General features: G+C 56.5%; 21 protein-coding genes. 10 read left to right on the plus strand and 11 right to left on the minus strand.

Annotated elements, in window-relative coordinates; translation table 11 throughout:
- Window positions 1-3 precede the first annotated feature (3 nt).
- Window positions 4-1,254 carry a bifunctional 2-C-methyl-D-erythritol 4-phosphate cytidylyltransferase/2-C-methyl-D-erythritol 2,4-cyclodiphosphate synthase gene (locus ACVDG4_RS03220; RefSeq protein WP_447233993.1) on the minus strand — a complete coding sequence of 417 codons (1,251 nt, stop codon included), beginning with the start codon at window positions 1,252-1,254 and terminating at the stop codon, window positions 4-6.
- Window positions 1,255-1,422: 168 nt separating this feature from the next.
- Between ACVDG4_RS03220 and dusB the strand changes: the two genes are divergently transcribed.
- From dusB to ACVDG4_RS03270, 10 genes are all read left to right on the plus strand, one after another.
- The gene (gene dusB / locus ACVDG4_RS03225) at window positions 1,423-2,427 is read left to right on the plus strand and encodes a tRNA dihydrouridine synthase DusB (RefSeq protein ID WP_447233994.1); all 1,005 of its coding nucleotides are present in this window, start codon (window positions 1,423-1,425) and stop codon (window positions 2,425-2,427) included.
- Window positions 2,424-3,563, plus strand: coding sequence for a two-component system sensor histidine kinase NtrB (locus ACVDG4_RS03230; protein ID WP_133947341.1), 1,140 nt, complete (start codon window positions 2,424-2,426; stop codon window positions 3,561-3,563). The genes dusB and ACVDG4_RS03230 overlap by 4 nt, the downstream gene beginning before the upstream one ends.
- 13 nt (window positions 3,564-3,576) lie before the next feature.
- Window positions 3,577-5,016, plus strand: a complete 1,440-nt coding sequence (gene ntrC, locus ACVDG4_RS03235) for a nitrogen regulation protein NR(I) (RefSeq protein ID WP_447233995.1) — start codon at window positions 3,577-3,579, stop codon at window positions 5,014-5,016.
- A 153-nt stretch (window positions 5,017-5,169) separates the two neighbouring features.
- Complete coding sequence (locus tag ACVDG4_RS03240; protein ID WP_447233996.1) at window positions 5,170-7,437, plus strand: sensor histidine kinase NtrY-like; 2,268 nt, start codon at window positions 5,170-5,172, stop codon at window positions 7,435-7,437.
- Complete coding sequence (ntrX, locus tag ACVDG4_RS03245) at window positions 7,427-8,794, plus strand: nitrogen assimilation response regulator NtrX (protein WP_209175564.1); 1,368 nt, start codon at window positions 7,427-7,429, stop codon at window positions 8,792-8,794. The genes ACVDG4_RS03240 and ntrX overlap by 11 nt, the downstream gene beginning before the upstream one ends.
- 52 nt (window positions 8,795-8,846) lie before the next feature.
- Window positions 8,847-10,223 carry a Trk system potassium transporter TrkA gene (gene trkA / locus ACVDG4_RS03250; RefSeq protein WP_133947349.1) on the plus strand — a complete coding sequence of 459 codons (1,377 nt, stop codon included), beginning with the start codon at window positions 8,847-8,849 and terminating at the stop codon, window positions 10,221-10,223.
- Between the two features lie 103 nt (window positions 10,224-10,326).
- On the plus strand, window positions 10,327-11,190 hold the full coding sequence (locus ACVDG4_RS03255) for a D-amino-acid transaminase (protein WP_447233997.1): 864 nt from the start codon (window positions 10,327-10,329) through the stop codon (window positions 11,188-11,190).
- Between the two features lie 189 nt (window positions 11,191-11,379).
- Entirely contained in the window at window positions 11,380-11,634 is a 255-nt protein-coding gene (gene hfq / locus ACVDG4_RS03260) for an RNA chaperone Hfq (protein ID WP_006934516.1), read from the plus strand.
- Between the two features lie 120 nt (window positions 11,635-11,754).
- Window positions 11,755-13,050, plus strand: a complete 1,296-nt coding sequence (gene hflX / locus ACVDG4_RS03265; RefSeq protein WP_447235078.1) for a GTPase HflX — start codon at window positions 11,755-11,757, stop codon at window positions 13,048-13,050.
- A gap of 360 nt (window positions 13,051-13,410) precedes the next feature.
- Window positions 13,411-14,850: a ferredoxin reductase family protein gene (locus ACVDG4_RS03270; RefSeq protein ID WP_447233998.1), complete on the plus strand. Its 1,440-nt coding sequence runs from the start codon at window positions 13,411-13,413 to the stop codon at window positions 14,848-14,850.
- A gap of 72 nt (window positions 14,851-14,922) precedes the next feature.
- Here the strand turns inward: ACVDG4_RS03270 and ACVDG4_RS03275 are convergent, their stop codons facing one another.
- The 10 genes from ACVDG4_RS03275 to ACVDG4_RS03320 all read right to left on the minus strand — a co-directional run bounded on the left by ACVDG4_RS03275 (window position 14,923) and on the right by ACVDG4_RS03320 (window position 24,513).
- Complete coding sequence (locus ACVDG4_RS03275) at window positions 14,923-15,666, minus strand: substrate-binding periplasmic protein (protein WP_447233999.1); 744 nt, start codon at window positions 15,664-15,666, stop codon at window positions 14,923-14,925.
- A gap of 108 nt (window positions 15,667-15,774) precedes the next feature.
- On the minus strand, window positions 15,775-16,611 hold the full coding sequence (gene mazG, locus ACVDG4_RS03280; protein ID WP_447234000.1) for a nucleoside triphosphate pyrophosphohydrolase: 837 nt from the start codon (window positions 16,609-16,611) through the stop codon (window positions 15,775-15,777).
- 65 nt (window positions 16,612-16,676) lie between these two features.
- Window positions 16,677-17,456 carry an Fpg/Nei family DNA glycosylase gene (locus ACVDG4_RS03285; protein ID WP_306148745.1) on the minus strand — a complete coding sequence of 260 codons (780 nt, stop codon included), beginning with the start codon at window positions 17,454-17,456 and terminating at the stop codon, window positions 16,677-16,679.
- A 113-nt stretch (window positions 17,457-17,569) separates the two neighbouring features.
- Window positions 17,570-18,715, minus strand: coding sequence for an ABC transporter permease (locus ACVDG4_RS03290; RefSeq protein WP_447234001.1), 1,146 nt, complete (start codon window positions 18,713-18,715; stop codon window positions 17,570-17,572).
- Window positions 18,712-19,635 carry an ABC transporter permease gene (locus ACVDG4_RS03295; protein WP_409687635.1) on the minus strand — a complete coding sequence of 308 codons (924 nt, stop codon included), beginning with the start codon at window positions 19,633-19,635 and terminating at the stop codon, window positions 18,712-18,714. Before ACVDG4_RS03295 ends, ACVDG4_RS03290 begins: the two co-directional genes overlap by 4 nt.
- Window positions 19,636-19,646: 11 nt before the next feature.
- Window positions 19,647-20,438 carry an ABC transporter ATP-binding protein gene (locus tag ACVDG4_RS03300; protein ID WP_133947767.1) on the minus strand — a complete coding sequence of 264 codons (792 nt, stop codon included), beginning with the start codon at window positions 20,436-20,438 and terminating at the stop codon, window positions 19,647-19,649.
- A gap of 135 nt (window positions 20,439-20,573) precedes the next feature.
- Complete coding sequence (hydA, locus tag ACVDG4_RS03305) at window positions 20,574-22,031, minus strand: dihydropyrimidinase (protein ID WP_422023670.1); 1,458 nt, start codon at window positions 22,029-22,031, stop codon at window positions 20,574-20,576.
- Window positions 22,032-22,098: 67 nt separating this feature from the next.
- Window positions 22,099-22,932, minus strand: coding sequence for an endo alpha-1,4 polygalactosaminidase (locus ACVDG4_RS03310; protein ID WP_447234002.1), 834 nt, complete (start codon window positions 22,930-22,932; stop codon window positions 22,099-22,101).
- Between the two features lie 23 nt (window positions 22,933-22,955).
- The gene (locus ACVDG4_RS03315; protein WP_447234003.1) at window positions 22,956-24,212 is read right to left on the minus strand and encodes a Zn-dependent hydrolase; all 1,257 of its coding nucleotides are present in this window, start codon (window positions 24,210-24,212) and stop codon (window positions 22,956-22,958) included.
- 13 nt (window positions 24,213-24,225) lie between these two features.
- Window positions 24,226-24,513: a cupin domain-containing protein gene (locus ACVDG4_RS03320; protein WP_409687624.1), complete on the minus strand. Its 288-nt coding sequence runs from the start codon at window positions 24,511-24,513 to the stop codon at window positions 24,226-24,228.
- Between the last annotated feature and the right edge of the window lie 8 nt (window positions 24,514-24,521).

A 24,521-nucleotide genomic window follows, 5' to 3' on the forward strand; every position in this document is an offset into this window, starting at 1 on the left:
ATCTCACTCATCTTCGTTCAGTGGCAAGCGGACCGTAACGCTGGCGAGCGTTGCGATTCCCTCTTTCCGGCCAGTAAACCCGAGTTTTTCCGATGTCGTCGCCTTTACGGATACCCGAGAGCTCGGAATGTCGCAGATAGTAGCGATGGATTCCCGGATTGTTTCGCGATGCGGTCCGATCTTTGGAGCCTCGCAGACGATGGTGACGTCTATATGGGCGATCCGGCCGCCAAGGTCTTTGACACGTCGGACCGCGTCGATCTGAAACTGGTCCGAGTCAGCGCCTTTCCACTTTGGGTCGCTGGGCGGAAAATGCTGACCAATATCACCGTCGCCAATCGCTCCAAGGGTGGCGTCTGTAATCGCATGCAGAACCACGTCCGCATCCGAGTGGCCTTTTAAGGATTGGGTATGAGGTATAGCCACGCCGCCAAGAACTACCTCTGTTCCGGCCTCAAATGCGTGCACATCATATCCGATGCCGGTCCGGACATCTTGAAGGCTTGCCAGAGACGGTTTTTGATGGGTTGAGGCAGTCATGGTCCACGTCTTTGCTAGAGTTTGTGCCCGGCTGAGGTCGGCCGGCGTTGTTATCTTGAAGTTCGCCGGATCGCCATTGCTCAGTGCGATCTCAAGGCCAGCCCATTCTGCAAGACTGGTATCATCGGTAAAGTCATCGAGACCAGCAGCTGCCGCGGCCCGATGCGCAGAAAGGATCTTGGCGAAGGGGAAACCCTGCGGCGTTTGTGCCGCATGAAGATTGCTGCGGTCGATGGTTTCCAACCTGTCAGCGCCTTGTGGCTGGCGTTTTAAAGTGTCAACGACGGGAACAGCGGGAAGAACGCCGTCTTGACCTTCTTCTAATGCTTCGATGACGCCGTCCAATACGTCGGTGCTCAGGAAGGGGCGAGCTGCATCATGTATAAGGACAAAATCCGGGTCGGCTTTTTCCAAGGCTTTCAAACCGTTCAAGACAGACTTCTGCCGTGTTTTTCCGCCAACCACCGCCGACAAGAGCTTTGAGGATACTTTCTGAGGCAAGGACTCCAGGGCATTGATATACGCGTCGCCGTCGTCTGCGTGGATCACCGTAAGAATAGTTGAGATTGCGGGATGATTCCCGAGTGCTTTCAATGTATGGGAGAGGATCGAAGCGTCGGCGATTTGCCGGTACTGCTTCGGAGTGGTGCTGCCGTCTTGCGCCATTCGGCTGCCGCGTCCGGCGGCGACAACAAGAGCGGCGGTTTTCGGCATGGTGATGGATCTCCAAAGGGCAGTTGCCTCGTCACGAGATCGTCTTTAACCAAATCAATGGCCTGACCGCAATTTATCCCTTGTTGCCATCTGTGAAATGTCTAGTATATAGGCAGAATGAGAAATGCACAGACAATGAGCATTTGTGAAAGCGCGTCGCGACCTGGCATGAAGTCTATCAAGATCGGCCCCCACTCCCTGAAAAATCGCGCAGTCCTAGCGCCGATGTCTGGCGTGAGCGATTTGCCGTTCCGTCGTCTAGCGGCCCGGTTCGGCGCCGGCATGGTGGTCAGCGAAATGGTTGCCAGCGAATCCTTCGTCAAAGGTGATGCGGAAACCCAGATGCGCGCGGAAGCGCAGGATGGGGGGCTGCATGTCGTTCAACTGGCCGGCCGGGAAGCGCGTTGGATGGGCGAAGCAGCCAGAGTTATCGCAGGTCTGGGCGCCGATATCATCGATATCAATATGGGCTGTCCCGCGAAAAAGGTGACCTCCGGTTACTCCGGTTCGGCCTTGATGCGCGATCTCGATCATGCCTTGACCTTGATTGAAGCAACAGTTGAAGCCGTTGATGTTCCGGTAACGCTCAAGATGCGGCTTGGTTGGGACGACACCTCGATCAATGCACCTGAGCTTGCGCGCCGGGCGGAAGCTGCTGGTGTGCAACTGATCACGGTGCATGGCCGGACACGCTGTCAGTTTTATAAAGGCACGGCAGATTGGGACGCGATTTCGGCCGTCAAATCTGAAATATCGGTACCGCTCATCGCCAATGGGGATTGCACGGGTATTGAAAGCGCTGACGCGATGTTGGCGGCATCTGGTGCCGATGCGGTCATGATCGGGCGCGGGGCATATGGCCGGCCGTGGCTGCCGGGCCTCGTTGGACACTATCTGGAAACGGGCGAAATCCTGTCAGCACCCCAAGGCAATGCGCTTGGCGATCTGGTGATTGAGCATTACGAGGCAATTCTGGACCTTTACGGCGTTTTGCCAGGCGTGCGTATCGCACGAAAACACCTCGGCTGGTACCTCGATACGTCTATTGAACAGGGCGGATTGGACATGCCAGGTGCACTCAAAAAGACAATGATGACATCGAACCAGCCGGATGAGGTTGTCCGGATTGCGTCCGATTGGTTTTCTTCCTGCAATACACGGACGGCAGCGTGACGGATCGAGATACTCCAAAGGGACGCACCGAAGCCTTGGCCAGCGATGGTCCAACCATCCTCGATGCACTCCCGCATCCGGTCCTGCTTGTTGCCCCAGATGGGGTAATTGAATCGGCCAATATGGCGGCAGAGTTTTTCATGCGGTCCAGCATCTCCGTGCTGCGCCGGCATCCAATCAATGAGTTCATCCCGTTCGGAAGTCCGCTGCTGACTTTGATTGATCAGGTTCGTGAGCGCGGTGCCGCTGTCAACGAGTACAAGGTCGATATCGGGTCACCGCGCATCGGCGCGCCGAAGATTGTCGACATCAATGCAGCGCCAGTCGCGAACCGGCCCGGTGCTGTGGTGCTGATGTTTCAAGAGCGCACCATGGCGGAAAAAATCGACCGTCAACTAACGTCGCGTGGCGCAGCGCGCACGGTCACAGGCTTGGCCGCCATGCTTGCGCATGAGATCAAGAACCCGTTGTCCGGGATTCGGGGTGCCGCCCAGTTGCTTGAACAATCAGCTCCCGATGAAGACCGGGCTTTGACCCGGTTGATCACGGATGAAACCGACCGGATCGTGAAACTGGTCGACCGGATGGAAGTGTTTTCCGACGAGCGGCCGATCGAGCGCGACCCCGTCAACATCCATGTGGTCCTGGATCATGTGAAGCGATTGTCCGACAGCGGCTTTGCACGGGACAACAGGATTATTGAGAATTATGATCCGTCGTTGCCGCCGGTCTATGCCAACAAGGATCAGTTGATCCAGGTGTTCCTGAATCTGATCAAGAATGCCAGTGAGGCGATTGGCGACGATCCGGATGGCGAAATCCGGATTTCGACTGCATTCCGGCCCGGTGTCCGCCTGTCCGTACCTGGCACGGAAGACAAGGTCAGCCTGCCGCTCGAGTTTTGCGTCCAGGACAATGGTCCGGGCGTTCCTGAAGATTTGCTGCCGCATCTGTTTGAGCCATTTATCACAACAAAAACAAACGGTTCCGGACTGGGTCTCGCGCTCGTTGCCAAGATCATCGGCGATCATGGCGGTGTCATCGAATGTGACAGCCAGCGCGGAAAAACCGTCTTCCGGATTTTGATGCCAGCGTATTCAACCACCGATTCCGGGCCTGGGGCCGGAGCAGTATAAGGGCTGACTGACCATGCCGACTGGCACGATTTTGGTTGCCGATGATGATGCCGCCATCCGCACCGTGCTTAACCAGGCCCTGTCGCGGGCTGGATATACGGTGCGTTTGACATCGAATGCGTCCACGCTCTGGCGCTGGGTTTCAGCCGGCGACGGAGATCTGGTGATCACCGATGTGGTGATGCCGGATGAGAACATCTTTGATGTCCTGCCGCGCATCAAGAAGATGCGCCCGGAACTGCCTGTTTTGGTTATGAGCGCGCAAAACACGTTCATGACCGCAATCAAGGCATCGGAAAAGGGCGCCTATGAATATCTGCCCAAACCGTTTGACCTGAAAGAACTGACCGGCATCGTCCAGCGTGCGCTGGAAGAGCCAAAGAAACGTCCTGTGGCCGACCTTGAGGAAAGCGGTGAGGGAATGCCGCTTGTCGGCCGTTCGCCGGCAATGCAGGAGATTTACCGCGTTCTGGCTCGTCTGATGCAGACTGATTTGACAGTCATGATCAATGGCGAATCTGGAACGGGCAAGGAGTTGGTGGCGCGCGCGCTGCATGACTATGGCAAACGGCGCAACGGCCCTTTTGTCGCGATAAACATGGCGGCCATCCCGCGGGATCTGATCGAGGCCGAGTTGTTCGGGCATGAGAAAGGCGCATTCACGGGCGCACAGAACAGGAGCTCTGGCCGGTTCGAGCAGGCAGATGGCGGAACGCTTTTCCTGGATGAGATCGGTGATATGCCCATGGAGGCGCAGACCCGACTTCTCCGCGTCCTGCAGCAAGGCGAATACACCACTGTCGGTGGTCGAACCCCGATCAAAACCGATGTCCGTATCGTTGCGGCCACCAACAAGGATTTACGGCATCTCATCAATCAGGGACTATTCCGCGAAGATCTGTATTTCCGGCTGAACGTTGTACCGATCCGGCTCCCACCGCTGCGCGAACGGGTTGAGGACATTCCGGACCTTGTGCGGCACTTCTTTTCCATGGCGGAAAAGGAAGGTCTTCCGGCCAAGCAGGTCGATCAGAGCGCGATGAACCTGATGCGCCGGTACCGTTGGCCGGGCAACGTGCGGGAACTGGAAAACCTCGTTCGCAGGTTGGCGGCGCTCTATCCGCAGGATATCATCGGCGAGGCAATGCTCGATCATGAACTGAGCCAACCGTCCACGAATCCGCTTGAAGATGAAACTTCCGAAACCGTTGATCTTGGCGGTTCCGTTGAAAAGTACTTGTCCGGATATTTCGAAACGTTCGGCGACGCGCTGCCACCCCCTGGTCTCTACCATCGCATTTTACGGGAGGTGGAGTACCCTTTGATCAGCGCGGCGCTTGCGGCAACGCGAGGAAACCAGATCAAGGCGGCAGAGCTTTTGGGCGTGAACCGCAACACTTTGCGCAAGAAAATTCGGGATTTGGACATTCAGGTTATGCGCTCCACACGGTGACGCTGGAACAAAATTCAGCGCCACTTTTCACTTGAATTTGTCAGTGGACGATTTTGCCTTGTCGCAATTTCGCAACATTGTGTGGTAAGTCTGCCGCATTCGCAGATCGTGTTATTCTGCGCCGAATTTTTGCAGGCAAATACCAGGGGCCGAATGATACTGGAATCCGCGCAACATCCCGTAGCGCAATCCGGCAGCGCCAGTAAGTTCTGGCGGCGCGCCGGTCTTGCAGTCATGATCCTGGCGCTCATTTCCATCGGGGTCACATTTTTCATCCTGATGGGTCTGACGTCTCTCGACCCGACACGCGACGTCATCGTCACGGCCATGGCGATCAACGGCCTTTGGGCCGTAATCCTGTTGGCGCTCATCGGCTATGAAATCATCAAACTGCTTCAGGCCCGCCGCCGTGGCCGGGCGGCCGCCCGTCTTCACGTACGAGTGGTGGCGTTGTTCAGTGTCGTTGCAGCCGTTCCAGCGATCCTTATGGCCATTCTGGCGGCGGTGACGCTTGATCGCGGGCTCGACCGTTGGTTCGAGGACCGAACACGCACCATCATCGACAACGCCTTGACGGTGGCGCAGGCCTATTTGCAGGAGCACGCAAGGGTTCTGCGGGGCGATCTCATCGCAATGCGGACCGATCTGGACCGGGCCAAGCCAGTTTATGATTTCGAACCGACCCGGTTTGATCAGTTCTTCCGAACTCAGGTCTCCTTGCGCGGCATTCTGGCGGCCTACATCATCAACCGCGAAGGCGACGTGGTGACTAGGGTTGTTCTGGATCCCAACGCCGATATCCCACTGCCGCCGGCAGATAGCATTTTCAAGGCACAATCCGGTGACCCAATTCTAATCGCGCCGGGGATTTCGAACCTTGTCGGCGGCGTGATGAACCTCTCCGCCTACGATGGCTTTGTTCTTTATGCGGTACGCCGTCTTGATCCGCGTGTCGTGGAGTACATGGGCCTTGCCGAAAGCGGCGCACTTCAATACCAGCAAATGGAAAACAGCCGGTTCGGCGTACAGGTCGCCTTTGCGCTGGTCTATCTTGGTGTTGCTCTGGTTCTGCTGCTTTCCGCGATATGGATCGGCTTCGGGTTCGCAAATCAGCTGGTCTCACCGATCCGTAGTCTCATTTCAGCTGCAGATGAAGTGGCGAGCGGTAACCTGTCTGTCACCGTCCCAACAGAAAAAGCCGGCGGCGACCTAGCCAATCTCGGGCAGAGCTTCAACAAAATGACCGGTCAGTTGGTCGGTCAAAGGGATGCGCTTCTTGCGGCAAACGAGCAGATAGATCGGAGGCGACGCTTCAACGAAGCTGTCCTCTCTGGGGTTTCGACCGGCGTTATCGGGGTGGACGATGAGGGATCGATCATCCTGGTCAACCGGTCCGCCGAAGAGCTCCTGCAAGTTGAAGAAATTCGTATCCTGAACAAGCCGTTACCGGACGTCTTGCCGGAGTTGACGGACTACCTTTCAGATGTTCTGGCCTTGCAAGGCGACAAGATGCCAGAAACCCAGATTGAAATCACGCGCGGGGGACGACTGCGGACAATCAATGTGCGCACGACGAGCGAGCAATCAACCCGCCGGGAACACGGCTTTGTTGTGACGCTGGACGACATTACCGACCTTGTGTCCGCGCAACGCAACTCGGCCTGGGCGGATGTTGCCCGCCGGATTGCGCATGAGATCAAGAATCCTTTGACACCGATCCAGTTGTCTGCCGAGCGGATCCGGCGGCGTTATGGCAAACGGATCGAAGCGGACCGCGAAGTCTTTGACCAGTGCATTGATACAATCGTGCGCCAGGTCGGCGACATCGGGCAGATGGTCGATGAATTCTCCTCCTTTGCGCGTATGCGCAAACCGAAAAAAACCACGAGCGATTTGCGGGAATCTGTTCGAAATGCTGCCTTCATGCAGTCCGTGGCGAACCCGGACATATCCGTAACCGCCGACTTGCCTGAGAGCCCTGTTTTGGCGACGTATGACGAGCGGCTGGTCGGACAGGCCTTCACAAATGTTATCAAGAACGCCACAGAAGCCGTTGCGGCCCGGACGGGTGACGATTTGCCCAAGGGATCGGTCTCCGTTCACGTCAAATGTGATCCAGAAGACGATCCGCAGCGGGTAATTGTTGATGTGGTCGACAACGGCATCGGCCTGCCGGAAGAAAATCGATCGCGGCTCTTGGAGCCGTACATGACGACACGTGAGAAGGGGACAGGACTGGGACTTGCCATCGTGCGCAAGATTCTTGAAGACCATGGAGGGGGCATTGAATTGCTTGATGCGCCGAAGGCCAATCCAGGCGACACCGGAACGCTTGTCCGGTTGACGCTCTCCATGAAGCCGTCTGAAGCCCTTGAAACAGACCAAACCGAAGAAGAAGCAGTGACTGCCCATGGCGCATGACATTCTGGTTGTAGACGACGAAACCGATATCCGTGAGATGATTGCCGGTATTCTGGACGATGATGGATACGGCACCCGCACGGCGCATGACTCAGACAGCGCGATTGCCGCCGTGAAAGAGCGAAAGCCTTCGCTAGTCATTCTGGATATCTGGTTGATGGGAAGCCGGCTGGACGGCCTGGCGCTTTTGGATCAGTTCAAGGAAACCGATCCGGATATGCCCGTTGTGATCATTTCCGGTCACGGCAACATCGAAACGGCTGTTTCCGCAATTAAACGTGGAGCCTACGACTACATCGAAAAGCCATTCAAGGCTGATCGGTTGGTACATATTGTTGAAAGGGCCTTGGAAGCCTCCAGTCTTCGCCGCGAAGTGCGCGACTTGCGCCAAAGAAGCGGGGAGACCAGCGACATTGTTGGCGATTCTTCAGCTGCCAACGGTCTCCGCCAAACTATCGAAAAAATTGCAGGAACGAACAGCCGAATTCTGATTTCCGGGCCATCGGGGTCCGGCAAAGAACGTGCAGCGCGGATGATCCATGATCTTTCACCGCGTGCGAAAAGTCCGTTTGTTGTCTTGAACGCGGCCACCATCACACCGTCCCGAATGGAAGAGGAGCTTTTCGGGATCGAGGATGAAAGCGGCAACCTGCGCAAAATTGGTGCTTTGGAAGAGGCCCATGGCGGGACGCTGTACCTCGACGAAGTTGCCGACATGCCGGCGGAAACCCAGGGCAAGATCCTCAGAGTGTTAGTGGAGCAGAGTTTTTCGCGTGTTGGCGGAACCGGCAAGGTTCAGGTCGACATCCGTATCCTGTCGTCGACATCAAAGAATCTGGAAGAACACATTGCGACGGGCTTGTTCCGGCAAGATCTCTATCACCGCCTGAGCGTGGTGCCTCTCCGCGTGCCGGGGCTCGCCGAGCGCCGGGAAGACATCCCGGTGCTTGTCCGCCATTTCATGGAGCAAATTTCAGCCGCATCAGGTATTCCGCTGCGCCCGATTGGCGACGATGCCATGGCAGTCCTTCAAACACACGATTGGCCCGGAAACGTCCGCCAGCTGCGGAACAATGTCGAGCGTCTGCTGATCCTGAGTCGGGGCGAGCCGGACAGCACCATTACCGCGGACCTTCTCCCGGCCGAAATCGGCGAAACGCTTCCGAGCCTTCCGTCTTCCGGTACGGGGGAACACCTGATGTCTGTTCCTTTACGCGAAGCGCGGGAAATCTTTGAACGCGAATATCTTCAGGCGCAAATCAAGAGATTTGACGGCAACATCTCGCGCACGGCGGAATTTGTCGGTATGGAACGGTCAGCGCTGCACCGCAAGCTGAAGACCTTGGGAATGACCTAACGCGCCAGCGTGCCTGTGAGAGCCAAATAGCAAGAGCCGGGAAGGGGTTTCCATGAAAATCGTGATTTGTGGCGCCGGACAGGTCGGCTACGGGATCGCCGAACGGCTAGCTGCGGAACAGAACGATGTTTCCGTTATTGATTCCTCGCCCAAACTGATCGATGCGATTGGCGATCAGCTGGATGTTCGCGGTTTTGTCGGACACGGTGCCCATCCGGATGTTCTGGCCCAGGCCGGAGCGGAAGAAGCCGATATGATCGTTGCCGTGACCTTGTATGACGAGGTGAACATGGTCGCGTGTCAGGTGGCCCATTCCCTCTTCAATGTGCCGACAAAGGTCGCGCGTATCCGCGCGCAATCCTATCTTCAGGGCCGTTGGCGCAATCTGTTTTCCCGCGAAAACATGCCGATTGACGTGATCATTTCACCTGAAATCGAAGTCGGTGAAATGGTGCTTCGGCGCTTGGCCCTTCCTGGTGCCGTGGAAACCGTCCGGTTTGCCGATGACAATGTCGTTGTGGTCGGGATCATGTGTGAAGACGACTGCCCGGTCGTCGATACGCCGCTTCATCAGCTGACAGAACTGTTCCCGGATCTCGGAGCTGTTGTCGTCGGTCTTTACCGGAACAACAAACTGTTTGTGCCGAAAAGCAGCGATTCCATCTACACAGGCGATCTTGCATATGTCGTAGCTAAACGGGATCAGGTGCGCCGCACACTCAGCATTTTCGGGCATGAAGAGCCGGAAGCCGGCAAGGTTGTGATCGCAGGCGGTGGCAATATCGGTCTTTATGTTGCGAAGGCCTTGGAACAGCGTCAGGCCGGTACAAAGATCAAGCTGATCGAAGCATCCCGTGAACGTGCCATTTCAGTTGCGGATGATCTCAAAAGGTCGGTTATTTTGCATGGCAGCGCGTTGGATCTGACAATTTTGAACGAAGCCGATGCCGGTGATGCGGACACGATGGTTGCTCTCACGAATGAAGATGAGGTCAATATTCTGTCGTCCGTTATGGCCAAAAAACTTGGCTGTAAGCGGTCCTTGTCGCTCTTGAACAACCCGAGTTATCCGGCGTTCACCAACGCGCTTGGAATTGATGCCTTCATCAATCCACGCGCCGTCACGATTTCCAAGATCCTCCAACATGTGCGCCGCGGCCGGATCCGGGGTGTCCACACATTGCAAAACGGCGCTGCCGAAATTGTTGAGGCAGAAGCGCTCGACACGTCGCCATTGGTCGGGCGGCCGTTGCGCATGATCGACTTGCCGTCCGGGATCCGGATCGGAGCGGTGTTCCGGGATGGCGAGGTTCTGACGCCGAATGGAGATCTGCAAATCCAGGCGAAAGACAGGATCGTAATCTTTGCAGTTGCCAGCAGGGTCCGGCAGGTCGAGCAGATGTTCCGCGTCAGTCTTGATTTCTTTTAAGTCAGTATGACGTTTTTCTGATCTTGCATTTGTCTGACCAAACGGTCAAAACAGTAGCAATACCAATTGGTTCAAAAAGAACCTGCCGGGATCAGGAGAATTCATGAGCCGTATTGCCTATGTGAATGGTCAATATGTCCAGCATTCGGAAGCTGCAGTCCATATTGAGGATCGCGGTTACCAGTTTGCAGATGGCGTCTATGAGGTTTGCGAGGTTTGGAACAACCAGATCGTTGACATGCCGCGCCATCTGGACCGTCTCGGTCGGTCCTTGAGCGAGTTGTCTATTGATTGGCCTATGAGCCGGCCGGCAGTCGAATTTGTGCTGCGCCAGGTGGTGCGCCGGAACAAGGTGCGCAACGGGCTTGTGTACATCCAGGTGACACGCGGCGTTTCAAAACGTGACCATTTTTTCCCGCCGGCAAATGTCGCGCCTTCAATTGTTGTGACGGCACGCTTTTCCAACCCGGCTGCGGTGAACGCGCAAGCCGAGGCCGGGATTGCGGTATTCAGTTACCCGGAAAACCGTTGGCCGCGGGTGGATATCAAGACTGTTGCCCTGCTGCCGAATGTTCTCGCCAAACAGAGCGCGAAGGAAAAGGGTGGCAAAGAGGCCTGGTATGTGGACGCGGACGGCAATGTGACCGAAGGCGGCTCAACCAATGCCTGGATTGTCACAAAAGATGGCAAGCTGATCACGCGGCCGGCGGAGAGCGGTATCTTGCGTGGGATCACACGCACAGCGATTTTGGACCTCGTTGAGCGCGAAGGGTTGTCTTTCGAAGAACGGCCTTTCAGCCTCGAAGAGGCCTATGATGCCAAGGAAGCGTTTGTTACCGCTGCGACAAATATCGCAATGCCTGTTGTACGAATTGATGACAAGGTAATCGGGAATGGGCATCCCGGATCGGTTGCAACCCGATTGCGCGAACTGTTCCATACTGCTACTGATTTGAAGGTGGTGTGAATCGTAGCCCTCTATGATGCTGGGCTGGGGATACTTGAGGGTCAGGGCAGATGACCCACTGATAGATGGGCAATAAAAAAGCGGGCAGGCTGGGTACACCATAATCTGAGAGGATTTGTGCTTGGAACAGTCAGCCAGGAGAAAACCGGGTGCCTGGCCGCATTCGGACCAAATAGGATAAAAGAACACATGGCTGAGCGCGCACAAAACCTACAAGACACATTCCTCAATCACGTTCGCAAACAAAAAACACCGCTCACAATTTTCTTGATCAACGGGGTCAAGCTGCAGGGAGTTGTGACGTGGTTCGACAATTTCTGCGTTCTGCTGCGCCGCGACGGTCATTCGCAGCTGGTTTACAAACATGCCATTTCCACAATTATGCCAAACGGACCTGTTCAATTGTTCGACCAGGCTGAGGAAAACGCGGAAAAGGCAAGCTGATTGAAACCGAAGTCTCGCGAAGACGACTTTTCGAAATCCAATGGTTCAGAAGAACCGGGTCAGAAATCTCTTAGACAAAAAGACACTGGGGTAGATCGTCTGCCCCAGCGCTTTCGTGCGATGATCCTAGAACCGGTCATCCAGCTGCGTTCTGAAAACTCCCAGGCAGACCTCAGATCCAACCGGAGCCCGGAAGCCCGGCTTGACGAAGCGATTGGCCTCAGCGCGGCCATCAACTTGAATATCGTCCATTCAGGCGTGGTGCGGATAAACAATCCCAAGCCTGCGACGCTGTTCGGCGAAGGTAAGGTTGCGGAACTTGCCGGCATTGTTGCCAGTGAGGATCTGGATCTGGTCGTTATTGACCACCCGTTGTCTCCAGTTCAGCAGAGAAACCTGGAACGCCGCCTGAAGACCAAGGTGATCGACAGGACGGGTTTGATTCTGGAGATCTTCGGTGACCGCGCACGGACCAAAGAAGGCAAGCTGCAAGTCGATCTGGCGCATCTGACCTGGCAGAAAAGCCGGTTGGTCCGGTCCTGGACGCACCTTGAACGGCAAAGGGGCGGCGCCGGGTTCATGGGCGGCCCAGGGGAAACCCAAATCGAGGCCGACCGCCGTCAGATCCAAGAACGGATCATTGCGCTGCAGAAGCAGCTTGAAAGCGTGCGCCGAACCCGGGAACTGCACCGAAAGAAACGGAAGAAGATCCCGCAACCGGTTGTCGCCCTGGTCGGCTATACGAATGCCGGAAAGTCCACACTTTTCAATCGTCTGACTGAGTCCGAAGTGTTTGCCAAGGATCTTCTCTTTGCAACGCTGGACCCAACGCTGCGCAAAATCACGTTGCCGCACGGACGCGAGATTATCCTGTCAGATACGGTTGGCTTCATTTCGGATCTGCCAACGCATCTGGTGGCCGCTTTCCGCGCGACCCTTGAAGAGGTATTGGAAGCGGATTTGATCCTCCATGTGCGTGATATTTCACACCCTGACACGGACGCGCAGGCCGAAGACGTTCAAAAGACCTTGGAAGAACTTGGTGTCGATGCGCTGACTGGCGCACCGATCATTGAGGTCTGGAACAAGATCGATCTCCTCGACAAGGACTACCGGGCGAAACTCCTTTTAGAAGAACAAGGTGAGGGTCCCGTCGCCCTGTCTGCTGTGACCGGTGAGGGCATTGATCATCTGAGTGCCCGCGTTGACAGTTTCATGGCGCGGCACGACGATATCCTGTCGGTCCGCATACCAGTCGCTGAAGGCGCTTTGATTGCAAAGCTTTACCAGATGGCTGAGGTCCTCGAGCGTTCCGACGGCGAGGAATATGTGACCGCGGAAGTCCGGGTCTCGGACAAGCAACGTGGACCGTTCCGGGATCTCTTCGGCAAGTTTGCGTTTGTTCCATCTGAATAACGGACCGATACACGCCCTTCGGGCTTCTGATACCGGAACAGCGCCAACCTTTCGAATTGACGGGTTCATTTTTTAAATGACCGGGACGGTACACGTCCTGGTTTGATGGCAGGTGTTTGCGTTCCTGCCGCCGTATTTCCTGTTTCCGGTCTCAGTGCCGCCGAAATTCCGGCCATTTCGCTAACTATCAGTCTTAGAACAATAAAACTGGTCCAAAACGGATCGCCGGCACTCTGTTTTTTCGAGTTGGGGGCATATTTGAGAGCGGTTCAACGCACTCAGACATGCGGCACGGGAATTCGGGGAAACCACCTGAAGCTTAGACAGGCATAACAATGCTATTCATGGTGGGAGCAACTGATGCGACTTATCTATCCGCATGTCGGATTTCTACTTCTTATTGCTGTCGTTTACAGCGCACTTCTCAGCGGTGTTCCAGCTGAAAACCTGATACCAGCTACCTTTGGAGTTGGTACATTTGTGGCCATGACAGTGTGTATGGTGCTGGCCGCTCGGATAAGGATCGTTGACGGACTTCTGGGTGGTCCCGGGCGATCTTACCAAGTGCACAGGATCTTTGCCCATTGGGCATGGATTATGACCCTTGCTCATTGGATCCTGGCGGAACCGCGCGGAGAAGGCATTGTGCCCGGCTGGGAAGAGTTTGGCACCCGCGCCGGGACATTTGCGGGGATTTATCTCATGATCCTGGTGTTGTACGGGCTCATCCCGGCGATTCCCTATCATGTCTGGCGCTGGACCCATTATGCAATGGGCCCGATTTATCTCGTCACGGTCGCTCACGTCTTCCTATCGGCTATCCCTGTCGAAGATTTCAGTGTGCATTGGTGGGTGCTGGCGGTCTTGTCTGTGGTTGGCATTGCTGCGATGGCGCGTGTCATCGCGCACCATTTGCACCGGCCTCGCCGAATGCAGGTAAGTGCTTTGAAGCACAACCATGACAGCATCGATATCCGGCTTGAACCGCGAGATGGCCGGGGGCCGGTCGCATGGTGTCCGGGCCAGCACGCGAGCCTCTCCTGCACCAAACGGGGCCTTCGGGAACCGCACCCGTTCACAATTGCATCGGCGCCAAGTCAGAACGGCATGCGTTTCGTTATCTTCGACCGTGGAGATTATACAAAGAAGCTGCAGACGCAGCTCAAGGTTGGCGACGAAGTGCTGTTGAACAGGATTGCGGGTGACTTTGCCCCACAAACCGATCAGAAACGGATCTACAGGCAGATTTGGGTTGCGGGCGGAGCAGGGATTACCCCGTTTCTGGCAGCGCTTGGCGCAATGTCCCCTGACCACGGGCCGCGCATTGACCTGTTTTATATCTACAGATCCATGAACCATGCGGTCGATCTCAATTATCTGGCGGCAATGGCCAAACGGTTGCCTCAACTGGTGGTGCACTTTCTCGGCGATGCGGAAGGCGGCCGCTTCAACATGGAGACCTTCGATGCCCATTTGCCGCCTGGTTGGCAATCATCCGAGCTCTTTGCGTGCGGTCCGGATCCACTGCTGACAATCGCATGCCGGTCCTATCGCGCAGCCGGAGGTCAACTGCCGATCCACACGGAGGTCTTTGATTTCCGCAATCCCATACGGACATGGCGGCAGGTCTTCGGCCTCGGACCCAAACGCACCATCCAGCAGCGCCCCCCATCAGATGACGCTCATCAGATCGGTCCGAAAACCATCGGGGCACCAGCCGGAATGCAACCCGCCTGGCCACAGCGCAGACCTCAACTGGCGCCTGAACCAGGAGCGATACCGTCGCCCGTGGCAAGTTGATGATCAAAGGCTAGGAATTGGCGTTGGTTCGTGGAGGACTAGCGCCAATTCAATTGGGTAAACACTCAGTGTCTAGTTCTGTTTGGCCGGGGGGTGATAGGCGCAACAGGTAAGCTGGTTCCGGCTGAATTGCGGCAAAACAGTATTGAGGCGCACTCTTCGCGAGACGTTATCCCTTTCACCGGAAAAGGCCAGCACCAACGGTTTGCGAAACAAAATGTATTTGTTGGCAACCAGCCCGGTGATACCCATTTTTTCGCTGATGCGGAGCATGACTGATGGATCGGTCACGGCGACCTCTATCCGACCGGCTGCAAGCATACGAACAAGATCTTGTTCAGTGTCCACGCCGGTCGCCGTGGTGGCGTGGTGTTCGACCTCTTCTTGAATTTCGATCGGATAGACAAAGCTCCGCACATACCCGACCGGGTAATTTTCAAAGAGATCGTGCGTGTTGCGCCAAGACACACTGGTGTCCTGACGGTGAACAACTCCAACCTGAGACATCATGATGGGCCGGGAGGCTTTGAAACCTTCGATGATTTCTTCTGGCCAGGCCGGAAAATAGCCGATGTACTGGCCGCTTTTTGCAAGCGCCTTGGCACGGGGGAACGACATGTAATCGATTTCGAGGGTCACACCGATCTCGGCTAAAGATGCGCGGAGAACGGCAACAGCGCTGCCACCATCCTTTTCCTGCGGGCTTGAATAGGGCGGCCAATCCAATGCTGAAATGCGCCACGTCTCAGCATGCGCTGAATACGCAGCTGCGAGGGTCGCCATTGCAAACAGCGCAAAAGCTTTGAGGAGGGCCATGAAAGTCTGGTGCTTCCGAACGTGTTTTTCAGAAGTTTGAGAGATTCTGACCCCAAGTAAACCTTGGCAAAAAACGTATGGTCAGTTTTTGCGAGGCTCAAAACAGGATCAGGTTGCAGTTGGATCCTGTTTCTTTGCAGCTTGCCACGCCGTTTCCATGTCTTCGAGGCTCATCGCTTCCAGTGTGGTTCCATTTGCCTCTGCAACGCCCTCGATTGCTGCAAACCTTCGGCGGAATTTCCGGTTGGTCCGGCGCAGGGCTTCTTCCGGGTCGATATCGAGGTGCCGGGCGAGGTTTGCCAGGGCAAAGAGCGTGTCCCCCAACTCGTCTGTGATCCGGTCCTTGTCAGGATCAGATTTGGAGAGTTCCTCGTCCAGCTCATGGGTCTCTTCCCGGATCTTGTCCAGAACCAGCCGGGCATCGTTCCAGTCGAAACCGACCTTGGATGCCCGGCGCTGGAGCTTGTCCGCCTCTTGAAGGGCAGGGAAGGCCGTTGGCACGTCGTCGAGAAATCCTTTGTTCGGCTCGGCAAGCCCCAGGGCTTCCCGTTCAGCACGTTTTTCAGCCCGTTCTTCCGATTTGATCCGCTCCCAGATTCCCTTGACGAGTTCGGGTTTTTCACCGGTTTCATCGCCAAAGACATGCGGATGCCGACGGATCATCTTTTTGGTGATGCCCTCCACCACATCGGGAAACGAAAACTGATCCTTTTCCTCCGCCATCCGCGCGTGGTAGACCACCTGCAAGAGGAGGTCGCCAAGTTCTTCGCGCAGCTCCAGCATGTCGTCTTTCGCGATCGCGTCGGCGACCTCATACGCTTCTTCCAGAGTGTAGGGCGCAATCGTCGCGAAGTTCTGTTCCAGATCCCAGGGGCACCCGGTTCCGGGCGTGCGCAGGGCAGCCATGATTTCGATAAGGCGGGAGATGTCTCGGCTGGGTTTCATTGGAGGCCTTGGCAGATAGTTGTTGCGCTCGAAGATGCCACTCTTGGCAGGTTCCAAGGTGAGTTTCAATCCGCCTGACATGCTGCGCAGAAGTATGCCTTGCGTGTGTCGATTTCGACCTGCGTGATATCACCCGCACAGGTGGGGCAACTCCGTTTCCCGAAGATATTGACCCGCTCGCGATACCGGCCCCGACCGGGGGCAGCCTCATCGACAGTGATGATCGCGTTGCGTTTGACGCCGATCTCGAGCAAATGTACGGCATCGGCCCAGAGGCGCTCAAAGTCATCTTTTGAGAGGTCTTTTCCAGGCCGGTCAGGATGAATGCCTTGGCGCCACAAAATTTCACTGCGGTAGATGTTGCCGATACCGGCCACAACGGATTGGTTCATCAGGAGCTTGCCGATGGGTGACCGGCTCTTGGAGATCCGGGAGTAGACCCGCTCAGGATCTGCATCTGCGCGAAGAATGTCGGGGCCAATCCGCGATGTCAGCTTGGCCAGATCATCCGGATCGAGGATCTCACACGCCGTTGGTCCGTTGATATCGATGAGATGTGTGTCGCCAATCATCCGGATACGGACCGCGCCCCGCGGTTCGGGCTCAGGGAGTTTCCTTTTTCGGATACGGCCGAACAGTCCGAGATGGACGTGAAGAAAGGTTTCCCGTTCAAAGCTGTAGATCAGGTGTTTGCCATAGGCTTCGACATCTTTGCAAAGGCGTCCGTTGAGCCAGGCGGCACCATCTTCGAACCGCCCTTGCGGTGAAGAAATGGCTAAATAGCGATTTTTAAGGATTTTCCGGTGGTCACTGGCGGCACGATGGATCGTATGGCCTTCTGGCATTGGCGAATGGCTCTTGGAAATGCGGGTGGGATGAAGGGCTTCAATTTGAAGTCCTCCAAACCATAGGGCGCGTTTCCGATCAGACCAGTCCTAAAGGTCACCCTCCGGACGCGTTACCCGCGGATTGAGGGATGCCAGAAGGTTACCGCGCGCTCCAGAAGCGCAACCAGGCCATAAAACAAAGAGCCGGCCAACGCTGCGACAGCAATTTCTGCCCAGACCATATCGACATTCATTCGCCCGACTTCTGTGGAAATCCGGAAGCCCATGCCGACTATCGGGGTGCCGAAGAATTCCGCCACGATAGCCCCGATCAGAGCGAGCGTGGAGTTGATCTTGAGCGCATTGAAAATGAACGGCATGGCCATGGGCAAACGCAGCTTGAACAAGGTCTGCCAGTAGTTGGAGGCGTAGGTCCGCATCAGATCCCGTTGCATGGAATCAGATGCGGCGAGACCAGAGACCGTATTCACCAGCATCGGGAAGAAGGTCATGATGATCACGACGGCCGCCTTGGATGGCCAATCGAAGCCGAACCACATCACCATAATCGGGGCGACACCGATGATTGGCAGCGCGGAAACCAGATTGCCGATTGGCAAAAGCCCCCGGCGGAGGAAGGGTACCCGGTCGACCAGGATCGCGATCAGGAAACCTGCTCCGCATCCAAGCGCGTAACCGACGAGCACTGCCTTCAAGAAGGTCTGCTGGAAGTCGGCCCAAAGGGTGGGGACAGACGTCGTCATCCGCAGCCAGATCTCGGACGGCGCTGGCAGCAAGACCTTGGGAACACCTGCGCCGGTTACGATCAGCTCCCAAAGGATCAAGAGCGTGATGCCAAAGATCGCCGGGATGGCCAGGTTCACAATTCGGGTGGTGAGCAGCGACCGGCTTTTCCAGATCGCCAAACGTTCCACGAACAACCAAAAGGCCGCCCAGGTTGCAGCTGTCAGCGCCCAGAACCCGAGTGCGGCGTCCCCTTCGTGGCGGCCCGCCGCGCTGATTAAAAGCGAAGCAGCGAGGGCCGCGACAATGCCCAATGCTAAGTCGCCAATCCAGTTGCGCATGAAGCCAAGCTCATAACGAACGCCAAGGATCGCCAGAAGCACGAGGCTCAAGGCAAGTTGTGGTGCCTCCAGAATGCCGATATCCGGTTTGAAGGCGGTGCTGAAAAGCCCGACAAGAACCATGGCGACGACAAACCAGGCGAGTAGTGCCGGCATGTCGAACCGGCGTTTTGAGACCGTTTGTGCACTCATCTCGCCATCCCCATGCGCTTCAAGGTGAGTTTTTCAAGGGCGCCGATCAGGGCCACCAGGCTTCCGGCCAGGAAGGCGGCCATCAAAAGCGCGGACCAGATCTGGATGGTTTGACCATAGTACGAGCCCGCGAGAAGGCGTGCGCCAAGTCCGGCGACGGCTCCAGTCGGTAATTCCCCAACGATCGCGCCCACCAGAGACGCCGCCATGCCGATCTTCATGGATGTGAAGAGGTAGGGAACCGCGTAAGGCAAGCGCAGTTTCCAAAACGCTTGAAGACGCGTTGCAGAATAGGTGTGCATCAGATCCATATGAATGACTTCCGGAGAGCGCAGGCCTTTCACCATTCCGACGGTGACCGGAAAGAAGGACAGATAGGTCGAAATCATCGCCTTCGGCAGCAATCCGGAGATGCCGACCGCATTCAAAACCACAATGATCATCGGCGCGATGGCGAGGATCGGAATGGTTTGCGAAGAAATCACCCATGGCATCAGAGACTTGTCGAGAACGCGGCTGTGTACGATCCCGACAGCAAGCAGGATTCCGAGCAATGTCCCGATCAGAAACCCGAGAAGGGTCGACGACAATGTAATGCCGGAATGGTAGATGAGGGACCGCTTGGACGTGATCTTCTTTTCGACCGTTGTGTTCCAGATCTCAGCGATGACCTGATGCGGTGCCGGCAGAACGGGGCGCTCCTGGGCCAACGTATCTGTGACCAACTGGCTCATTGGCACGTCGGTCTGATTGGCCCGCTCATACATGTCCTGCTGAAACGGCGTGTTCAAGGCAACAGCTGCGACGTACCAGATTGCAAAGATCGCGAGAACGACCACCAGGACCGGTCCGAGAGTGCCGGACATCAGACCAGCAAACGGATTTGTGCTGCGCGGGGCGGTGAGGGCTGTGTCAGACATAAGCTGCTCCCTCAGTCTTCATAGGAGTGACCGGCCTTCAGGCCTTCGCGGACACGGTGGGCGATCTTCAAAAACTCCGGAGTCTCGCGAATGTCGAGATTACGGTCGCGCGGCAAGTCGCTTTCGATCACATCGTAAATCCGGCCGGGCCGCGGACACAGGACGACGATCTTGGTCGACAGGAACACAGCTTCCGGAATGGAGTGGGTGACGAAAACGACGGTCTTATTGGTTTTCGCCCAAAGCTGCAGCAGCTGCTCGTTGAGGTGATCGCGCACAATTTCATCGAGCGCGCCAAAGGGTTCATCCATCAGCAGGAGGTCGGGTTCCACAGCCAAGGCACGGGCAATGGATGCCCGCTGCTGCATTCCGCCGGAGAGCTGCCATGGGTATTTCTTTTCAAATCCGGCGAGGTTCACCAGCTCCATGTTTTTCTGGATGCGCTGCTGCTGTTCTTCGCGTGAAAGGCCCATGATCTCCAGTGGCAGGGCAACGTTTTTTGCAATCGTCCGCCAGGGATAAAGGGCTGCCGCCTGAAAGACATATCCATAGGCGCGATTGAGCCGTGCCTCTTCCGGAGAAACGCCATTGACGGTGATGGATCCAGCCGTTGGCCGCTCCAGATCGGCAATTACGCGCAGCAGGGTGGTCTTGCCGCAGCCGGATGGACCGATGAAGGAGACGAAGTCACCCTCCTCGATTTTCAGGTCAATGTCGGACAGCGCATGGACCGGGCCATCGTTGGTTTCAAAGGTGAGCGACAAATTGTCGATATCGATCACCCGGTTCGCCTGTGAGCTCATGGCGTCTTCCAGTCCATCTTCAATTTCAGCGGCAGTCAGCATTTTCTTCTTTTTCCTACAGGCGAAGGTCGCGGGGCAATGCCCGGCAAGAGCTCAGGCCGCGATATCTGGATCGCGGTCTGAGCTTGTTTCAAATCAGACGCCGCTGGCCGGTATGCCGGTGCGTTCGACCTTGCGTGGTGCGGTCAGTTCCTTCCAGGTGGACAGCGCCTTGTTGACCGCCTGGAATGGCTCGCGTTTGACGAATTCACCATGGCCCTGCTGCGGGTTGACCGTCCCGTCTTCGACCGCGACGCGTCCGCGGGTTAACGTGTAGCGCGGCAGACCTTTCACATGCTTGCCTTCAAAGACGTTGTAATCGATGGCAGATTGCTGGCTAGAAGCGGAGATCGTCTTTTCCTTCTCTGGGTCCCAAACCACAATATCTGCGTCTGCGCCAACCAAAATTGCTCCTTTTTTCGGATAGATATTCAGGATCTTTGCAATATTGGTTGAAGTCACAGCAACGAACTCGTTCGGTGTCAAACGGCCCGTGCCGACACCGTAGGTCCAGAGCATCGGCATCCGGTCTTCGAGGCCGCCGGTGCCGTTCGGGATCTGGGTGAAATCGCCGATACCGGTGCGCTTCTGATCGGTCGTAAAGGCGCAGTGATCAGTTGCAACAACTTGAAGAGACCCGGAGGCGAGCCCCGCCCACAGGCTGTCCTGGTGTTTCTTGTCGCGGAAGGGCGGCGACATCACCCGGCGGGCGGCATGGTCCCAGTCGGGATGCTTGTACTCGCTGTCATCAAGGGTCAGGTGCTGGATGAGCGGTTCGCCATAAGCCCGGATGCCGTTTTGGCGGGCGCGGCGGATCGCTTCATGGGCCTGCTCCGACGATGTGTGCACGATGTAGACCGGGACGCCGGCCATGTCTGCGATCATGATGGCGCGGTTTGTGGCCTCGCCCTCGACTTCCGGCGGGCGGGAATAGGCATGCGCTTCCGGACCGTTGTTGCCTTCTGACAGAAGTTTTTGCTGCAGCGTTGCGACAACGTCACCGTTTTCGGCGTGCACCAGCGGCAGGGCACCAAGTTCCGCACAGCGTTGGAAAGATGCGAACATCTCGTCATCGTTCACCATCAAGGCGCCTTTGTAGGCCATGAAGTGCTTGAAGGTGTTGATGCCTTTTTCGCGGACAACAGTCTCCATCTCGTTGAAGACCTGCTCGCCCCACCAGGTGATCGCCATGTGGAAGGAGTAGTCGCAGTGGGCCATCGTCGACTTGTTGTCCCACATCTGAATGGCTTCCAGGAGACCTTGACCGGGCGAGGGCAGGGCGAAGTCCACCACCATTGTCGTGCCGCCCGAAAGCGCCGCACGGGTGCCGGAATCAAAGTTGTCAGAAGAGAATGTGCCCATGAACGGCATTTCGAGGTGCGTGTGCGGATCGATCCCGCCCGGCATCACATAGCAGCCGGTCGCATCCAGTGTTTCATCGCCGGATAGATTTGGACCGATTTCGACGATTTTGCCACCTTCGATTTTCACGTCCGCTTCATAGGAAAGGTCAGCGGTGACGACGGTGCCGCCCTTGATCACTTTGCTTGCCATTGTCGTTCCCCTTCTTGTCTCGGCGGTCTCGGACTATCGGTCCGAACAGCCTGTCTCGTCTGTTTGATCAAAACTCTGCCTGGCAGAAGATCACCGGTGCCGTCACCGGCCGGTCCTTGCGGATCATGTTGATGTTCAGCCGCGCGCCTTCTGCGCAGGCTTTTGCAAAATCAATGTCGGCATCCGTGTATTCGGCATTGAAGGCCGGTTTGTTTACCTCTGGATAAGCTGCGATCTGCTCGCATGTGCCGGTTTCAAAGCAGCTTTCGGTGATCGCGAAATCAAAATGCGGCAGCAAGGCTTCGGTGAGCTCCGGGACGTTCTTTTGCGCGATCCTGAGCCCCAAACCATGCGCCACATGGGCCAGCGTTGTGGCATAGTGGACCGTATCCGCCGCGGTTAGCGGGAAGCCGCTGTCTTGCGCATAAGCGTCGAGACCATCCGGTTCTATGGCAGTGAAACCCTGTTTTTTGCAGGCAACGATCTGCTGTGTGATCACCGGCACAACCATTTGAAGGCGGCGTAAATCCAGATAATGTTCGTTCGGCTTGGTCTTGTGTGCGCTGCCGATGACAGTGGGCGGAAGGTCAGAAAACCCAGGGTCTGTCTCTGCAATTGTTCCAGCGTTGACGTGGCAGACCGTATCGACCCCTTGTGCGCGGAGCGCTTGCAGTTGGTCCGCAGTGACAAGCCGCGGATCAAGCGTCAGCACTTCGACATCCCGATCGAGATCGGCAGGTCCTTTGAGCTGCCAATCCCACCGGTCTCCGACATGGAACTTCGCCGCCGCGAATGCCGGTGCCGAATGCGCCCCGCAGACCCCAAATCCACACACCATCGTGATAGCCGCTGCTCTCAGCGCCTTTCCGATGTGCATGATTTTTGGGGCTGCGTATCTCATTGGTGTCTCTGTTAGTTCGGAACCTACTCCACGATTTCCGCTGTTTCGACGACCGCATGGAAGAGAACATCCGTGCCAGCTTTCGCCCAATCCTTGGAGATTTCTTCGGCTTCGTTGTGGGACAATCCGTCCACGCAGGGACACATGATCATCGCTGTCGGCGCGACCTTGTTGATCCAGCAAGCATCGTGACCCGCGCCGGAGATGATGTTTTGATGGGTGTAGCCGAGGCGCTCAGCCGCATTGCGGACAGCGGTGACGCAGTTTTCGTCGAAGGTGACCGGATCAAAGCCGCCGACTTTTTCAAACTCGACCTCCAGGCCCATCATGTCGCAAATCTTCTTTGCGCCTTTCTTCATATCCTCTTCCATCGCCGCAATGACGTTGATGTCCGGCGAACGGAAGTCGATGGTGAAAACCACTTTGCCCGGGATCACATTTCGGGAATTCGGATAAACGTCGATATGGCCGGCGGCGCCGACGGCGTGCGGCTTGTGGGACCAGGCAATCTCGTCGACCAGATCCAGGATCCGGGCCATACCAAGTCCGGCGTTCTTGCGCATCGGCATCGGCGTGGATCCGGTATGGCTGTCCTTGCCGGTAATGGTCACCTGGGTCCAGGAGAGGCCTTGGCCGTGAGTGACAACACCGATGTCCTTGCCTTCCGCCTCCAGGATCGGGCCTTGCTCGATGTGCAGCTCGAACATGGCGTGCATCTTGTCTTTGCGGGCGCCAACTTCTTCATCGCCCACCCAGCCGATACGCTTCAGCTCATCGCCAAATTTCAGACCTTCATGATCTTCTTTTGCATAGGCTTCATCGAGGGTGTGAATGCCCGCAAACACGCCGGAGGCCAGCATAGCCGGGGCAAAGCGCGTGCCTTCCTCGTTGGTCCAGTTGGTCACAACGATCGGGTGTTTGGTCTTGATGCCGAGATCGTTCATCGTGCGCACGACTTCAAGGCCGCCAAGCACACCCAGAACGCCGTCGTATTTGCCGCCGGTCGGTTGGGTGTCTAGATGAGACCCGACATAGACGGGCAGGGCGTCCGGATCTGTGCCCGGCCGTGTCATGAACATGTTGCCCATGGTGTCGACACCCATGGTCATGCCGGCGTCTTCGCACCATTTCTGAAAAAGTTTCCGGCCTTCCGCGTCCGCATCTGTAAGGGTTTGACGGTTGTTGCCACCAGCAACGCCCGGACCGATCTTGGCCATTTCCATCAGGCTGTCCCACAGCCGGTCTGCGTTGATCCTGAGGTTTTCGCCCGGAGCTGCCATGGTGCCCTGTCTCCTATTTCAATTCCACTTCGACGAAGGACATCGGATTGTCTCCGCCGTTGATTACATTGTGTTCCACGCCTTCAGAGCGCCGGTAAGCCGTGCCAGCTGCAACCGTTACGGTTCTGCTCGTGCCACCCGGCTCCTCCAGCAACATCTGGCAGTCAGTGACTGCCGTAATGACGTAGTCGAAGCCATGACGATGCCAGCCGGTCTCCGCGCCAGGTTCGAAGTCAAATCGTGTCACGCGGACACGATCATCATCGATCAGGGTTTCGCTGGTGGCAGCTGGTCTCGTCATGACTGGCT

The sequence above is a fragment of the Roseibium sp. MB-4 genome (genome assembly GCF_053005265.1).